Origin of the sequence: Lysinibacillus sp. FSL R7-0073 (genome assembly GCF_038009065.1) — a bacterium.
Taxonomy (GTDB): Bacteria; Bacillota; Bacilli; order Bacillales_A; family Planococcaceae; genus Lysinibacillus; species Lysinibacillus fusiformis.
In genome coordinates, this window is the sequence record NZ_JBBPAS010000002.1 from 17,528 (window position 1) to 33,514 (window position 15,987).

At 33.5% G+C, this 15,987-nt stretch carries 17 protein-coding genes and 1 tRNA gene; all 18 read left to right on the plus strand.

The genetic code is table 11. The features are described 5' to 3' along the window. Positions 1 to 79: 79 nt before the first annotated feature. The 18 genes from MKY88_RS24065 (at position 80) to MKY88_RS24150 (ending at position 15,928) form a co-directional block, all read left to right on the plus strand. Positions 80 to 883, plus strand: a complete 804-nt coding sequence (locus tag MKY88_RS24065; protein ID WP_193833999.1) for a hypothetical protein — start codon at positions 80 to 82, stop codon at positions 881 to 883. Between the two features lie 493 nt (positions 884 to 1,376). Further along, positions 1,377 to 1,583, plus strand: coding sequence for a helix-turn-helix domain-containing protein (locus MKY88_RS24070; RefSeq protein WP_051582398.1), 207 nt, complete (start codon positions 1,377 to 1,379; stop codon positions 1,581 to 1,583). Positions 1,584 to 1,623: 40 nt separating this feature from the next. Continuing rightward, entirely contained in the window at positions 1,624 to 3,792 is a 2,169-nt protein-coding gene (locus MKY88_RS24075; RefSeq protein WP_340814864.1) for a hypothetical protein, read from the plus strand. 194 nt (positions 3,793 to 3,986) lie between these two features. Then, a complete protein-coding gene (locus tag MKY88_RS24080) occupies positions 3,987 to 4,763 on the plus strand; it encodes a glucosaminidase domain-containing protein (RefSeq protein WP_069483513.1) in 777 nt (258 codons plus the stop codon). After that, positions 4,760 to 5,035 (plus strand): hypothetical protein, encoded by a 276-nt coding sequence (locus MKY88_RS24085; RefSeq protein WP_340814865.1) that lies wholly within the window; start codon positions 4,760 to 4,762, stop codon positions 5,033 to 5,035. The genes MKY88_RS24080 and MKY88_RS24085 overlap by 4 nt, the downstream gene beginning before the upstream one ends. A gap of 322 nt (positions 5,036 to 5,357) precedes the next feature. Further along, positions 5,358 to 5,431, plus strand: a tRNA-Arg gene (locus MKY88_RS24090). 287 nt (positions 5,432 to 5,718) lie between these two features. Beyond that, the gene (locus tag MKY88_RS24095; protein ID WP_328204354.1) at positions 5,719 to 5,862 is read left to right on the plus strand and encodes a hypothetical protein; all 144 of its coding nucleotides are present in this window, start codon (positions 5,719 to 5,721) and stop codon (positions 5,860 to 5,862) included. 158 nt (positions 5,863 to 6,020) lie between these two features. Further along, the gene (locus MKY88_RS24100) at positions 6,021 to 6,383 is read left to right on the plus strand and encodes a hypothetical protein (RefSeq protein WP_340814866.1); all 363 of its coding nucleotides are present in this window, start codon (positions 6,021 to 6,023) and stop codon (positions 6,381 to 6,383) included. Between the two features lie 59 nt (positions 6,384 to 6,442). Then, positions 6,443 to 6,628 carry a hypothetical protein gene (locus MKY88_RS24105; RefSeq protein WP_069483516.1) on the plus strand — a complete coding sequence of 62 codons (186 nt, stop codon included), beginning with the start codon at positions 6,443 to 6,445 and terminating at the stop codon, positions 6,626 to 6,628. A 1,602-nt stretch (positions 6,629 to 8,230) separates the two neighbouring features. Beyond that, complete coding sequence (locus tag MKY88_RS24110; protein WP_069483517.1) at positions 8,231 to 8,833, plus strand: single-stranded DNA-binding protein; 603 nt, start codon at positions 8,231 to 8,233, stop codon at positions 8,831 to 8,833. Positions 8,834 to 9,379: 546 nt separating this feature from the next. Next, positions 9,380 to 9,712, plus strand: coding sequence for a hypothetical protein (locus MKY88_RS24115; RefSeq protein WP_328204352.1), 333 nt, complete (start codon positions 9,380 to 9,382; stop codon positions 9,710 to 9,712). Positions 9,713 to 9,810: 98 nt separating this feature from the next. Further along, the gene (locus MKY88_RS24120; protein ID WP_069483519.1) at positions 9,811 to 9,999 is read left to right on the plus strand and encodes a hypothetical protein; all 189 of its coding nucleotides are present in this window, start codon (positions 9,811 to 9,813) and stop codon (positions 9,997 to 9,999) included. A gap of 14 nt (positions 10,000 to 10,013) precedes the next feature. Next, on the plus strand, positions 10,014 to 10,712 hold the full coding sequence (locus MKY88_RS24125) for a hypothetical protein (RefSeq protein WP_328204350.1): 699 nt from the start codon (positions 10,014 to 10,016) through the stop codon (positions 10,710 to 10,712). Positions 10,713 to 10,787: 75 nt separating this feature from the next. Continuing rightward, on the plus strand, positions 10,788 to 10,997 hold the full coding sequence (locus MKY88_RS24130; protein WP_069483521.1) for a hypothetical protein: 210 nt from the start codon (positions 10,788 to 10,790) through the stop codon (positions 10,995 to 10,997). Between the two features lie 217 nt (positions 10,998 to 11,214). Continuing rightward, a complete protein-coding gene (locus tag MKY88_RS24135) occupies positions 11,215 to 11,562 on the plus strand; it encodes a hypothetical protein (protein WP_193834072.1) in 348 nt (115 codons plus the stop codon). An 890-nt stretch (positions 11,563 to 12,452) separates the two neighbouring features. Beyond that, the gene (locus MKY88_RS24140; protein WP_069483524.1) at positions 12,453 to 13,547 is read left to right on the plus strand and encodes a hypothetical protein; all 1,095 of its coding nucleotides are present in this window, start codon (positions 12,453 to 12,455) and stop codon (positions 13,545 to 13,547) included. Between the two features lie 280 nt (positions 13,548 to 13,827). After that, the gene (locus MKY88_RS24145; RefSeq protein ID WP_139133774.1) at positions 13,828 to 14,097 is read left to right on the plus strand and encodes a hypothetical protein; all 270 of its coding nucleotides are present in this window, start codon (positions 13,828 to 13,830) and stop codon (positions 14,095 to 14,097) included. Beyond that, positions 14,087 to 15,928 (plus strand): DEAD/DEAH box helicase, encoded by a 1,842-nt coding sequence (locus MKY88_RS24150; protein WP_340814867.1) that lies wholly within the window; start codon positions 14,087 to 14,089, stop codon positions 15,926 to 15,928. The genes MKY88_RS24145 and MKY88_RS24150 overlap by 11 nt, the downstream gene beginning before the upstream one ends. Positions 15,929 to 15,987 lie beyond the last annotated feature (59 nt).

The following is a 15,987-nucleotide window of genomic DNA, read 5'->3' on the forward strand; positions in this document are numbered from 1 at the left end:
CACATACTCATTCAAGCAATGATTAATAATGTAAGGTTGTCTAAGTAAGTGGATAGCCCTTTAATGGAGGAGAAAAGCAATGAAAATATACAACTCGTTTAAAATCACAGCTTCTATGGGAGAACTGCATGAACTATTAAATGAATTCCAGGAGTTAGTAAACGACGCGGCTGTAGAAATAACACATGAACGTTATTCGGATCTATTAGCTGCTCATGAATACAGTACTATCGCAAGAAAACTTAGCATAGAGCATTCTAGTCCTCTTCAAAATTATCTTAAGGGTGGTTTTAGTATATTAACAGGCCTTTATTATAAAATTTGGGATGCCGAACAAAAAAATAAGAAAACAGGTCTTTCTTTACCTCAATTTGATTTTACTTGTGACGTCGTTATCTATCCTTACCAAAATCAATTTCTTTTAAAGTTTTTTTCCTCACAAAGACGTTATTTAGATATTCTCCGTACTAATTCTAGGTTCCAAGAATACGACTATTGGGATGATACTAGTAAACCTCCTCATATATCACAGGAAGAATGGGAACATCGTTCGATCGTTTGGAATGAAGTAAATCAAAACATAACATGGGCCCAATCTGGCTATACAAGAGAGCTTTATACTGGTTTAAAACCACTAATGCCGAATAAGTTAAAAGAAATTGTTAATCAACGCTATTCTGTAAATCAGCGTGTCGAAATGTTCTCTAAAAACATCCTTGAGCATCGATTAGCTGAAGACACTAATTGGCAAGACAAAAAGCCATTTGAATTAATTCAGTATATCAAATCGCCTAATGCCCAAATCGCACTAGATCAAATTAAAGTAGAGATTAAAAAACATCTTGTAGAGAAATACACGATAGAAATGTTATCTGACAATTAAATTTAAGAGAATCTATTTAATCAGATTTGCTATTAAAGATTTTACATTAATCTAAATTTAAGTGACGCGCTTAAAAATGTTTTGTGTTGAAATGATTTCAATAGCTCTTTAAAATTACCAGAATGACGTTAAAAAGCTCTTACTACTTAGGATGAATAAAACTATTAAAAAGCTTATAGAACTCTTCTGGGAGCTTCTAAAGCCTATTCTACGACATTCTGAGTGTAAATCTAAATCTTAAAACATAACAATATACTCTTTTTTTATTCTGAAGCTTCAGAATATCACTTAAGTACCCTTAAAATATGGCTTTTTAAAAACTTCTCTACTTGTGGATAAATGACGAATCTAAGCTACGAAATCTTAAGGCAATTTATAATTTTTGTGGATAACATATTTAAGAAATCATCTTAAAGCCAAAGCCAGTAACCTTAAATGACTCCTTCTACAGAGTAATAAAGTTTCTGTGGGGGGCGTCTATGGAGGTGACGAGGTGGTACATATTAATTTAGAAAAGCTCAAGAATTTGCGTGAAGATGCAAAATTCAGCATAAGTTTCGTTTCAAATGAACTTGGCTATAAAACTCCAACTGGCTATTGGCTAGTTGAGCACGGAGAAAGAAAAGTATCTGTGGATATTTTATTTCGTTTGGCAAAGCTGTATAATGTAGCTATGGACGAGCTATTAATTGTCGAATAGTTGTCCACATTATAGGGCGAGGGAGGGGACATACCTAGACATGTCTAACACAACTGAATATAGCATCATGGTGGATCCGCAAAGCTTTTCTACTAAAGAACAGGCATTAAAATGTGCTGGTCTTGTAAAAGTTCGAATTATGAACCATCCTGTTACAGCTACACTTCCCGAAATAATGACATATATTATGCGAGGGCAAACAGTAATTTTGGGTGAACTTGGCTTAAGTGATAAACATCTAAAAGCCATTGCCAAGGGAGAAAAAATACGTCCTACTGCATCGAAAGGAACCTGGAAGTCCCAACAAATCTTTGCTATTGATATCGACAATGAATACAAAGTGAGGAACAAGGAAACAGGTAAGTTCGACAAGGTAAAATATGAAGGTGAACTCTATCTAGAAATACAAGATATTCTCGATATCTGTAGTTCCAGAGAAATTTATCCATCAGTAATCTATGAAACTCTATCCTCAGAAAAGAATCATAGAAAATACCGAGTCTTCTTTGTAGTAGATAATCTCGTAACCAATGAAAGTCTCCGAGAACGACTTACTATGTCTCTAGTGGAATCCTTTTTCTATAAAGGCTATAAACTATCAGATACAAGCTGTACAGATGCTGCAAGACTATTTTTTGGCGGTAAGCAAATAGTTTACGAGAATTACGATGTTGTTAATTCTATTAAACACTTATTAGATGTTCCAATCACGTACAAAGCAGCAGTAAGATCGAAAGGTCCAGCTGCAGAAAGAAAAGACCAAATTAGAAATGCTGCTAAGAAGTCTACTAATCAAATGGTTAAATTAATAGCTAATCATGATTGGGATGAAATCAAAAACATAGTAGCAGAACGAATCCAAACTGCCTTTAGCCCTACTGCCACAAGGCATGAAGGTAACTTGACCAAACTAGAAACATTTATATCCTTAGTACATAGATTAACTAATAATATATATATAACTAAGGATATAATGTTCCCATTTTGGTTGGATGAGCTAAAGCCAATGGTGATAAGGGGTCGCAGAGATTTTTATCATTCTGCTTCTGTTTTTCCGATGGAGATTCTATTTGGATGCGAAGCTTATGAAAGTATATCTTGTATTTTGCCAGATCATGAGGATAAAAATCCCTCTGCTAGATTTGAGTATACTTCTGAAGGTAAATCGAAATATAAATGTTATGCTTGCTGTGAAGATTATTCTTTAGACATATTTGATTTATTTGAAGCTTTATCTGGGTTATCCAGTACTTCGGTACGTCATCATATTGCATATATATTCAATCTTACTTTAGAGACTGAATGGCAAAAAGAAAAACGTCGAGAGCTTGATGATTTTGCAGAAATGTATAGATATGCAGATAAAAGAATTGCGGCATTTGCTCCTAGGCTTTATAAACGACTTAGAACTTCTCGGTTATTGTTATTACTTGAAATGATGATGCTAGATGCTAAAATATATCTACCAGATATTTCTATAACGAGTCAAGAAGAAGCAATTTACATTGCGGAAGTAAGGAATATTTCTAAATGGATGCAAGATAGAGCAGTTGCGGGAAGTAGTGTGAAGACTATTCACAAAAAAATGCACTTAGCAGCAACGCTTGGTCTTATTGAGTATTTACCAGAAAATTCTGATGTTCTGTTTGTGCATGAGGCTCGAGCACGAAAGAGGGATAAAATTCGATTTAAAGGATTACTCCATCAGTACAGAACAAATATTATTAGAATTCCAATTCTTACGAAAAGGGTCTTTTTGGATGCGGAAAAGAGATTGAAAGATTTGGAGGATAAAAATTTTTCATTTTCACATGCAGATAAACGTGAGACATATGTGTGGGGGACTTCTGAAGAGGAAGCATCAACTCATTATGTACAGGACACAAAAGAGAACAAAAAATCCACAGAAACGATGAAGGCTTTTGAGAGATTCAAAGCAGCAGCTGAAGATTTGTTAGAGAGGCAAGGGTATTTTACTCAGAAGGATTTACTCTCGCATAAACGAATCAGACAGTTGAAAAAGAAAAAGGAACTCCTAGCGATCGTAACGCCGGAGCTCCTCAAAACCTCAGAAATTGAATACACATATTATAGGTCTCATTATAAAGACTTATACAAGATAAAGCAAGGAAAATTACAAGAGTTAAAACCTGGGAGAACTAAGATATACCGTCGATTAGAGATCGGAGATAAAGACAAGAGCAAGTAACATTTTGCTCTTGTTTTTCTATTAACATTATGGCGAAATTCGTGTGTATCTAGGGAATAAAGTATATATTTTATGTAATATATATAAGCACCCACCATGTGTAAAGAAGCATATAAAAAAGCGTACAAAGCCAAGTAAACCCAAGCATTCGCCTTATCTTTAAGACAATGCGTAAGATGAAAGGATGAGGAAACTTGAAAAAAGCATTATTTGCAGCTGGAGTTGGATTATCACTAACAGTGTTACCTGCATCAGCTAATCCAAGGGTTTTAGAGGATTATGAAAATAAGCTTGCATTGATAGCTGAACTGGAAGCAAAAACGGAGCAATTAATTACTGTATCTGAAAGACAATTAGAATTAGCAGAGCATGCATATTTTGAAGCCTTCACATCAAAATTTAGACTACAAGAAAATCATGTAACATTTTCTTCCCGTCTTGTCTTAAATAGAGGTAAGCTTTTATATTCTAGTAAAGCAGTCGGATACCCAAGTAATAACGCTTATTCTTTAAATCTCTTGACACCCTCAGCAGTCACAACTTACGAGTTAAATCAGTTTTTAAAGGGGACAAATATGGCTGGATTAGGAGCTACATTTGTAAATGCGGAACTAGAGACTGGGGTAAATGCAATCTTCTTAACATCGCTAGCTATTCATGAATCCGGTTGGGGGAATTCAGCTATAGCTAGAAATAAAAGCAACTTATTTGGCTATGGAGCTTATGATAAATCCCCTTATGAGTCAGCCGTTCATTTTAGCTCAATTGAAGATGGGGTTGTCTTTGTAGCAAATAAATTAAAAGCCAATTATCTTTTGACTTCTGGACAGTACTATGCTGGTCCAACGCTTGCTGGTGTAAATAAGCGATATTCTAGTGATTCAAAATGGGGATTTAAGATAGCTACAACTATGAATCAGATTGACGCTTTTATCTTGGCTAATCAAAATACAGGATATGAGGTGAAATGATGAAAATCATAAAAATAACGATTTATGTTTTGTTACTTAGTACAATCCTAATTTTATTTTACAAGATCAATGAATACCAAGATATTATTTTTGTTAAACAAGAACGAATTGAAACGCTTAATAAAAATCTAGATGAAGCAAAGCTTTCTGATAAAGAGAAAGAAAAATACATTGGAGAACTTCATGAGTCAGTTAATTTATTGCAATTTAGACTCACCACATTAGAGGATAAATTAAAAGAGCTTAGTGTATTTCAAGATAAGCTCAAATAAAATAAGGAGGTAAATTGCCTCCTTATTTTATTTGAGCGCTAATTCAAAACAAATAGTACTGCATTAAATTATGCTAGTAATCGTCAACTTTCCGACTGTTTAGGCAGGGCAGAAATTTATGGAAATTTAAAAGCTTGCAATATGTAAACTAATGCCATTATAATAAAGACAACAAACGTGTCTTTATTATTTTATCTAGACAAAGGTCATATAGGATATCCTTATCAGCTGAGGGGGGTTTATATTATACAAACAATAGCTTTAGTAGTAGTTAATGATGCTATTAAATGCCTTGTGACTTTTAGTAAGTGTTTGTTTCCATGCCCCTATAGCTCAGTAGGATAGAGCAACGACCTTCTAAGTCGTGAGTCGGGAGTTCAAGTCTCTCTGGGGGCGTAGCGTTAAACTGTAAGATGATAAAGATCTATTAATTTTATAAATATAAAAGTCTTGAGTAAAGTTATCTAGAGTTGAAAAACGTATTATCAAGGAAATTGATTGTTTAGTTAATAAAATTAAAGATGCTTAGTAAGAAAGGTTTATGTAGTTTTTTGGCCAATTGACATGCCATAACGGTTTCACAATACCACATCATGTGAGGAGAAAAAATATACAAATAAAAGAAGTCGAGACGGAGCCTTAAATTCTTCTCGACTTTTATTTGTTTTTAGAGGTGTATAATCATGCAGCTAGATAGAGAATTCTTACTAAAAATTGCAACTAAAATCGCTATGACATCTGAAAAATGTAAAGATCCAGATACAAAAAATAGGCTTCAACAAATTGTTCATTCTATTTTGAAGGAAGCTGACACTAAGTTAAGCTGAAATGGAAAAAGCTTGTCTTGGGTATTGATATTAATATCATTTATTATTAATATAATCTTATATCCGTGGTAAAAGAATTTTAGTTATTGACTTAATCATAAGTACATATAAGATAAAGCTAAAAGACAGTAGATTCATTAAGATAGGAGAGAGATAACATGATAAATACTTATCATACAATTGTGACTGTTATTGGAACAGCAGAAGATATTCAACAATTTAAAGTGAAACATTTAGATGACCATAATAATATTAAATTGGAAGTTGCTGCACCACTTGAAGGCAAGGATCCTATAGAAGTTTGGGGAGCCCCAACCTGTACAACAGAACACTATGAAGATGAAGACGGTACCTGTGTAAATGTATGTATTGGATCTCGTGGGTTAATTGATCATTGGTTTAAGAAATTTTCTACTGATAATCCCCAGTTCGAAACTCATCTAAACTATACGTGTCTTTTATTAAATGAGAAGGGCACATTGATTTATAAAGATGGTGAAATGGTCTTAGAGATAGCGTAAGTCAGTTATGATAAAGAAATTATTTAAGATTATAGTATAGGGCTGGGGGAATGAGGAACTTGCAAGTATATTTAAAAGAAGTTGAACACTATTTTTTTAGTATGGGAGCCCTTTCAGTAGCTTATATTTCAGTTCCTTCTGTTATTGATACAATACAAAGTATTAATTGTATTGATATTATTGACGATGAGTTTATTCGAGAATTGGGGGAAGGGAAAATACTCTTACAGAAAAAGATGCAATAATTGTTCAACTATAAATCTACATTATGATAATACTTGCAATATGACCATTATCATAATCAGTATTGATTCAACTAGTCTTCTATTGTTAGAATAGAGACAAGATTATACAGGAGGGTCTTGTCTTATTTATGGAGAAATAAATGACGATATAATAAATATATATCTACAAAATGTGATTAGGAACATCAACCAAGTATCCGCTGCTGTTAAGAAGATTCTTGTAAAGCTTATGTAGTAGGGTTTGGTACATTAAAAGCTCAATCTATATATTCTTGTCTTAATAGCAAGCACAAAAAATGCGAATGTCATCTCTTAACAAAGGCTGTCACCAGCAGCAACCTTTTAGAAGTAGAAGAATTGGTGTGGCATAGTTTATTATACAAAGCTCATATGTTATTAGTTTCTGCTATAGGTTAGCTGGGCAGTAACTATAGAAAGAATATGCAATTCCATTGCCTTTCTTAGATTGTGGGTAAGAAGATAACAATAGAGAAAAGATAGAGATTTCTGATACCATTCAATAAAGACAAGAGGCTTTAATAGTATCTTAAGTGGTAATTCAATGACATTAATCCTGCTGGATGATTTGAAGTATAGTAATGTGCAAACTTTATTAAAAGTATTATCTATGATTCATGTCTCTGTCTACTAATATAGCTTGAAGTGACAAGATAATTGATTGAACATTAGTAGACGGGTAGACAACAATGTAGAAGAACAAGAATTACTTTTTTACATATTTAATAGGGACTTTAGATATTATAAAGTAAAAGAACATCTAGTCTCCGTACCTACTTAATTCCAGGTCTATTAATCTATACCTAGTTTGATACAATGGATGCTAATGGCAATCCAATAAATTCAAAGGACCACGTTTGCTTCTCTGTGATCTTAAATTTTTTGTGGAGCGATTGATAAAATACAATAATTTCAATGGGGTTAGCCCAAGATAGAATGTATTTTAATGAAAAGGTTGTAGTTATTTTTGCCTTTGACCTTAGGCCAAACGTTTCGAAGCTTAATAGAAAATCAACTATATGACTTATTGGAGCAAGACACGATTCAACTGAGGAAAAATATTCATAATATTTATGGCTAACCTCAAACCCCGCGTCGTTAGAAAAAGAAAAGATATGACATGAGGCAAAACAATGAAGTTTACTGGATTGCCTGGTAAGCTGGCACTTTGTCAAAGTAAACGAAGGAGAACTATATCTGAGAAAGGTGATTTAGCAAGGATTGTTAAGTAGTGCATGAGCGACTAGTACAAGACACAAGCTATATTGCCTATATTCGATAAAACTCTAAATGTGGAGAAAGCTAGACAGCCTTAAATTTGGTAAATCCTGAAGGTATTGAGTTGTGCATCTCGTATTCATTTGGTATTAAAAATGGTTGATATCATAAACTTTTCACCTTAGCTACATCCAGATCGACGATGACCTCATATCATTACCCTGTACATAACCTTCTTCTATTGCTAATTAAATAATAATAGAAGTGGTTACTTGTATATACCTTTATTCAAAGTAACAAAGGTATAGTATTGTTTATCTCTGTTTAAGAGATGAACTTGAAACATATTAGAGAGAGGTTATAAATATGAAAAATAAAACATTACTATCAGGAAAAGTACTAGAAATTAGAGAGTCACATAGTTTACAGGACAATAACTTTTATGAGTTTCTTGTAGAAGTGCCACGTAAAAGCGGTGCCTTTGACACTATACCCTTTGTCGTGTCTCACAAGTTACTACATAATAATCCTATAAAGATCGGTGATTATGTAAGTTCTATTGGAGAAATACGAACAATTAATAGAGAAATTGATGGTAAAAGTCGCTTAATCGTGTTTAATTATCTACAAGAAATCGAGGAGATCTCTAAAGAAAAATTAGCTAAAATCGGTGACAAAAATGTTATTGACTTGCAAGGGTTTGTAGTGAAAAAACCAGTTTATCGTGAAACTGGCCAGGGACGTCGGATTGCTGATCTATTAGTGGCTCATAATCGTTCCTTCGGAAAAGAATCGTATATTCCTACAATTGCTTGGGGTATTGACGCTACTTTAGCAAAAAATTTAAAAGTAGGGGAATGTGTTTCGATTCATGGACGATTTCAATCTCGTAATTATCGCTCAAAAACAGGTGATATTAAGACGGTCTACGAACTTTCAGTTAATTCTATGTCTATTGTTGAAGAATAAGTAAGGATAGAAAGGTTCTACTAGTAACTTGTTTTACTATCTTGTTATACAGAACTGAGCGGATTAGAGAAAATAATTATATGAATGCACAACGGGAGGCGTGGCATAATACTATACTTGAGGAACCTTGAAATTTTGAATTTTTTGACGGTTATCCAGTAGATATAATGAAATGTATGAAATCACGTTTGTTTAGGATGCACTAAAGATGATGTGGGAAGTTACGAATGCATGATAGACTTCAGTAGGCTTTCTTAATGCAACTAAAAGCTTTAGTAAACGTGTTTCCTTTGACATATTCGCTGTTTAGTTAGAGCGTTGCCAACTAGTTATAGTATTTCAATAATAAAAATGTCCAGACAGGGTCGTTTCAGTTTACATTGCAATAAATGATGATTCATTTATCACTACGTTACCCATTATTATAGTTACTTTCGGGCTAATTCTTTTCATCGGGGTAGTTTGCATGAAACTGATTAACCTGTCTGATACAGATAATGTGGAAGATTCAAACAAATAAAGAATTATCCAGGAAAGGTGATAGCCTTGTATTCAAATGATTTAACACAAATCCGTGCTGGATTAATTAATTATCTTGGCGCTTGCGTGGTTGCTTCCCCATTTGAAGGGAGAGCGGCCCGTCATGGCGTTGTATCAATTATGATGGAAGAATCTTTAAAGATGTCTCAGGGAAAAGAAGGAGACGCATTTGATCTTTATATTTTAAAGCCGATGCTACGTGCTACTTCCTTAGTAATGAAGCAACGTAAGGCAGAGTTAGAAAAAATACCTCGTAATCCAGAGGTCATTGCTAAAATGGCTGAATATGAACAGCTTGCGAAACAATTGGACGTTTTTATAAAACTTATCCAAACATAATGACGAAATTCATCATTTTTTAGCTTAAAACAGAAATACCTAAATTGAGTAAGGGTCTAAGCTATAATTCTAACTATAAAATAAGGAGATGTTGATAAATGGACGTTTCAGTCATTACGACTTCAGAATTTAATGTAAACCTTTCTATTTCACAGGGAGAATTGAACCAGTTTTTAGATGAACTGGAATCAGTCTTCTCTCACTATGTAAAAGAAGACATTGCTAGTATTACGAAAATCATTGAATTTAAGAATCTATTAACATTATCTATCAACAACATGAAGTAATTGGGGGTAAGAAAATGCCAATATATCAGGAATATTTAATGTCTGACCAAATAATGTGTATAAAAAAACTAGAGAAAATCCTATCTATTATTACTTCAGGATATCAATCTGGTAATACTGACCTTCGTCATGTTCATCCAACACCAGCTGAAATGAAGCGTAGTGATATGAGTTGGCATGATGCGAATTTAACAAAATTGACGATTAGCCATCATATACGTAACAAAGAGTTGTTTGATTTCAAACTACAAATAATCGAAGAGACAGGATGGCTTAAAAACCTACATGTTTATAGGAAGCGTGACATACTAGTTGCTGAATGGACTGACACAAGTAAGTTACGTATTTTTTATGATTGGCTTAATAAGGCACAAAACTTTACCTTAGAGTATGTACTAAATTACATGAACTCTCCGTTCTTTCTCACTATGTACATCTTAGAACAAGGCTTAAACTTGGTTGCTGACCATATTTGTATCTACACGGGATTCAGTAATAGTCGAGAGTCAGATCATTTAAATGAATGGATACATGCATGCCTAGGATATGAGACATACATTCTAAAACATGAAAAATTACAAGACGTTATCTTAATAAACGCTGAATACAAAGAAAACCTTTTAAAAGCGATGAAACAAATTATTCACTCTCTTCCTAATACATATCAAGTTTACTATAAATACCATAATACTAATTCCATTAGTATTGGATGAAGATATAGTCTAAGAAGAGATATTCAGTGGCATACAATTAAATATTTATCCTCTTTTAATGTAAGTAGGTGGAATATGAAAAAGATAATTAAAGATTTATTAAAGGATGAAAATAAAATTTTGGGGCTTACTTCTCATTCATTTATGGTTTTATCATTGATAATCCTCTTTTATTCATTCACGAAAAAGGAATTCTTTGAAGTGCTAAATAGTTCAGGTTTCATTTTTGTTTTACAATTGATCATATTTGTTACTGTGCAAGTAAGCATTACAAAAAGTAATTAAAACTTTTCCGTTGGGAAGTAATTTCCCATACTTTACTAAAAATTCTGAATAACTTTATTTAGTTCATTATAAAAATATATAAGATAGATAAAGTTTCTGGAAATTTTAGGAAAATACATTACATGTAAACGAAATGCTGAAAGCCCTTAATTGCATAAATGTAGCTATACAAGTAAATTATGGTAAATATACTAATGTGTTATAAGGAGGAAGTTCTATGACTATCCAATTTACGCCAGAAGAATTGTTAGATATAAAAGAAAATCAGTACTGGGGAGAAGAAAATTTAGAACGTTTTAAGGTGTTCCTTGAAATGTATTCTGAAGATATACCTAATGGTTGGCTGCTAGATGATTTGGCTTCCGCTATTGCAATATTTGACTCAGCTGATCAAGCATTCTGGTATATGCATGAGGGTAAAGATTATAGTGAAATTGCAGAAATGTTGGTATCATATGATCTTTCCCAAATATCTAAAGCACATAAAACACTTGCTGAGTATATAGTAAGCAAGCATAAGCAATACTTTGATATAAGAAGCGGTTACGTATTCTTTGCTGGCTAATAATAATAATATGTTAGCAGAGGAATGCAAAAATTATTTGTTTTTAATTTACCAAAAGACAAGAGAATCTTCTTCATATCATATGGCCAATTAAATCTTCACCTTGTCTCAATACTTGGAGATTTTAGAGGCTTATTTTTCTAATTAAAAAGAACCTAAGACACTATGTCTTAGGTTCTTTTTTTGCATAATTATTAGCATTAACAAGTATTCTAGCGTGTCGTTAATGTGCCTAAAGAAGAAAGTCCTGAAAAGTATTTTCAAACATTGTGATAGTTGCAAATGAATAAAAAAGTGCTAAAATGAGTTTAATTGGAGTATGAAAAGGGATAGTATTAAAGGAAAAGCAATAGAAGGCCTAGACAACTTCAATAAATAATGGCGCTATTTCAGCAAAAATCCGAGAAGGGTATTTCGTTTTAAGGGCTAATCGAAGATATAACCAGGTTAAGTTAATTGATTATGAAGGTTATCTTTCAGTAGAACAGGACGTTGAAGATTGTCTACAGAATTTACGGGATTTAAGAGAGTCGCAGAACGAAATGAGACATTCTATGACTTCAGCATGTCTTTGAATTTTGTAGAAAAAAATCAAGGGAAGCTTCTTATGGTACATGCTTCGAATGGTTTAGAATCCCTTGTCGTGATTATAATAGGTGCCAAAGAAGGAACTACGCCACATCACAGGGCGACTACTTCAAAGTAGGTAGACGAGGAGAGGCGACTATTCTACGTAGCCATTTCACGAGCAGAATAATATTGTTTATTACACGACCGAAAAATGTTTCTATATAATATGACAAACAATGAGAACAACTGCCTCGCGATTTATAGACGAGATAGACGAAGTCTACCTAATGCGATTATGGACATTAGGGAGGATTAAAAGTATGGCAATTAAAAAGGACCTCACGGATGAATTAAGTATTTTGGTTGACTATATTTTAGAGAACACGAAGGAGGGCAGCTGGGTTACTTTAACGTATCGTGATATTGCAAAACTTGTTGGTACAACACCAGGATCTTCCGTAACAAAGCGATTAATGGAAAATTTAAAGGTTCATGAAAACATACTTTTCAAACTGAATTTAGATCCATCGAAAAGTAAAAAACCATTACAATTTAGATTTGTAGATAAAGAGACAAAGTTTAAGGCAATTGATAATAAGAGGTATAGTAATTTAACCGAAGAAGAGGTTGAATTTATTAAACAAAAATTAGGATATAGAGATCATTCTGAGCTTTACAATATTCTGTCATATTTGAATTACTTAAAAACTATGTACGGAACTGAGCCATTTGATCTACCTTCGGCAGAAGAAATGTCTGACACTCTTTTACTTCTTGAAAATGACATAGAAGATATAACCAATTTTTTGCTAAATAACAAACTACTTATTGACGGTGGTAACAAATTTAGGATATTCTTAAAAGAGACTGAAACGAGAACTATTGTAGATTCTAAAGGGAATAATAGTACAGTAGACGAACAGCCAAAGGATTTATCCGTGACAATTAACTTGCAGCAATTGAACGACAAGTCGCCATCGGAAGCCATTTCAATTCTTTTAGGAAGATTAGAACAAGACCAATCTACTATGAGACTTTACATTGAGCAAAAGGTCCTGAACCAAATGGATGAGATTGAAAAGCTGAAAGAGCAACTAGATCAAGGTCATACTATGCTTCAAAAAGTACTGGTAGAGAGTCAAGAACTTCAAGACAAGAACCATGAATTAATATTATTAAATGGGAAACTAGAAGCTAATCTCGATCGATCAGTGCGATTTAAAGACGACTTAATTCATGCCACGCAAGAATTTTTGCAAATTTTCAATTGGCAGGTGCAACAAATAGCGTTGAAAGATAGCAATATGAGTGCCGAAGCGAAAAATTCTAAAGCTTATCGTGCAAATTTATTTCAACAATATATTGATGTTGGACAAGAGTTCTACCAAAGCATTATTGATTTCACGAAGAGTTAACAAGATTGTCTTCTCTTTTCAGTAACTTCGATAGGGGAGGGGCTATCATTTGTCTAGTATTCTTCGACAGCCAAATTTTATATCAACAACTCAGGATCAAAGGTTTACGATGTTTTATGACAACATTATAGAATTAAAAGGATTATTTTATCGTAAGGTAGGGTCTGTACATATTAACCAAATGGACTACAAAAGATATTGCTTTATGATGTTCGTGAGGGATTTGATACAGTCCCTAGACCGATCAAGTCAAATTATCTTTTATCATATGATGAAAAAAATGGACATACGCGCAACAGTTACAGTAACTTCATTGAATGAAGCAAAAATTGACCAAAGTTTGCGTTGTATAAACAATGCTGCACACGAACTACTTGAAACGTTTAATTATGAAGATATCCAAGAATGTTTCTGGAGATCTAAATCTCTCGTTGATGATCTTATCTATTCTTATGATAAATCTGATGCTGAAATCGTGGCCTATTATGGTGAGGAAGTTGCAGTAATTAAAATACTACGACTAATGAGTAAGTTTATATTTGAAAAATAAAATAGAGGTGAAACCGGCTTTGAGCTTAATCAACATTGAAAAAGTCGACGACCGATACAAGGTGACGTTTGCTGGTAAGCGTCACCAATTCAATGAGTATATTAATAAAGTGATGATGGTCGAAGAGAAAGACTACGATATTGAAAATAAAGCCTGGTTTTTTGATGAAGATGGTATTAAAGTTATCAAGAGTTTATTCAAGGTACCAGAAAAACCAACGGCAATTCCTGTCTCTATAAAAAAAGAAGTGTCCGGCTACGAGAGCATGGGCAAAAACTTGAAACTTCAACCTTATGAATATCAAAAAGAGGCGATTAAATATATAGTAGACACACATGAAACTCTCTTAATTCTTCCTTGTGGCGCAGGAAAAAGCTGTACAGGTATTGGCGCTTACTTAGAATTAAAAGAAAGAGGTAAAGTGAGTGGCCCTGGGATGATTATTGTGAAAGCATCTTTAAAATACCAGTGGCACAAAGAGGTAGAGAAATTCTCTGACTTAAAATCAAAAGTAGTCTTGTCTTCAAAAGAAGTAGCTGCGCCTATTTTAACAAAGATAAAGAGACGTGAGAATGCTCTAAAAAAACTACTGAAGAATAACCCGAAAGATTCGAAAGTTACAGAAATTCAAAAAGAGATCATCAATCTAAAAAAAGAATCTATAAAAGTGTTTAAAGATCAATTTAAAGATGCAGATTTGTTTGTTCTTAATTATGAGACATTAAGAGAAAAAGATGTCAGTCAGGAGCTTCGACAAGCAAATGTTGAGTACATTTTTGCTGATGAGGTTCAATACATTAAATCCAAAGATTCTAAACGTTCTAAGGCTGTCAGTGAATTTTCAGATGTGCCATATAAAGTAGGGGCTACAGCCACACCGGTAGGAAAAAACCCTGAAGACTTATATGGGATTTTTCGATTTGTTTCTCCAGAAACATTTCCTAAATGGGGTAACTTCTCTGCGCTTTATATTAAATATGCTGGTTATGGAAAAGTTGTAGGTTTTAAAAATTTAGATAAGTTACGTGAAAAAATTGCTCCTAGTCTTTTTATAAAATCAAAAGAAGAGGTCGCAAATTTTCTACCAAAACTCGTTGTAATGCAACGATACTGTGAGTTTGAACCTGCTCAACGTAAGATGTACATCAATATTACACAAAAGATAGATGAGCTTAAAGAGCAGGAGAAAGCCATTCGAGCCAATTTTAAGACTGAAGGAGATGCCCTTAATAATCCGGAATTGGCAAAAGTCGAGGCCTTAATATTGGCACATCAGACGTTTGCACAACAATTGGCTAATTCTGAGGAACTATTTACCCTTAGTGAATCAGAGATGGCTTCTCAATTTATTACAGGTGCAAAGTCAAACAAGATGCAAATCCTTGTAGAATTGGTCGAGGAAATTATTTCGTCGGGAGAAAAAGTCGCAATCTATTCTCGTTTCAAGAAGATGCAGGATATTATTATTAAAAGATTTGCGAAAGAGTTCCCTGACGTAAAAATAGCACAAATTCATGGTGAGTTTACCAGTGAAGAACGTTATGAAGAAGCCTATACAAAATTCCGTGACGATGACAATTTCAAGGTTCTATTGGCTTCCAATGCGGGAGCTGAAGGCATCAATTTATCACATTGTAAGTACTTAATTGAAATAGAGCCTGCTGAGAGTTACGCGATTCAGACTCAAAGACATGGTCGCCTTGAACGTTCTGATTCTATTCATGATACTGTTTTCGTTTACCAACTTATCTGTAACGATAGTTGGGATGAAGTTGCTTTAAAAATTGTTTCAAAGAAAGAAGCATTTGATATCAAACTAATAAGGGAGTAGGATTTGACCCTACTCCATTTTTATTGAATATGAATATATCTAAAATCACCTATGACGAT

Coding starts and splice junctions, on each gene's coding strand:
- MKY88_RS24130 (WP_069483521.1), top strand. CDS start 10,788: ATGAAAAAGATAATTAAAGATTTATTAAAGGATGAAAATAAAATTTTG.
- MKY88_RS24095 (WP_328204354.1), top strand. CDS start 5,719: ATGCAGCTAGATAGAGAATTCTTACTAAAAATTGCAACTAAAATCGCT.
- MKY88_RS24120 (WP_069483519.1), top strand. CDS start 9,811: ATGGACGTTTCAGTCATTACGACTTCAGAATTTAATGTAAACCTTTCT.
- MKY88_RS24065 (WP_193833999.1), top strand. CDS start 80: ATGAAAATATACAACTCGTTTAAAATCACAGCTTCTATGGGAGAACTG.
- MKY88_RS24075 (WP_340814864.1), top strand. CDS start 1,624: ATGTCTAACACAACTGAATATAGCATCATGGTGGATCCGCAAAGCTTT.
- MKY88_RS24085 (WP_340814865.1), top strand. CDS start 4,760: ATGATGAAAATCATAAAAATAACGATTTATGTTTTGTTACTTAGTACA.
- MKY88_RS24110 (WP_069483517.1), top strand. CDS start 8,231: ATGAAAAATAAAACATTACTATCAGGAAAAGTACTAGAAATTAGAGAG.
- MKY88_RS24145 (WP_139133774.1), top strand. CDS start 13,828: ATGGACATACGCGCAACAGTTACAGTAACTTCATTGAATGAAGCAAAA.
- MKY88_RS24100 (WP_340814866.1), top strand. CDS start 6,021: ATGATAAATACTTATCATACAATTGTGACTGTTATTGGAACAGCAGAA.
- MKY88_RS24140 (WP_069483524.1), top strand. CDS start 12,453: ATGGCAATTAAAAAGGACCTCACGGATGAATTAAGTATTTTGGTTGAC.
- MKY88_RS24125 (WP_328204350.1), top strand. CDS start 10,014: ATGCCAATATATCAGGAATATTTAATGTCTGACCAAATAATGTGTATA.
- MKY88_RS24135 (WP_193834072.1), top strand. CDS start 11,215: ATGACTATCCAATTTACGCCAGAAGAATTGTTAGATATAAAAGAAAAT.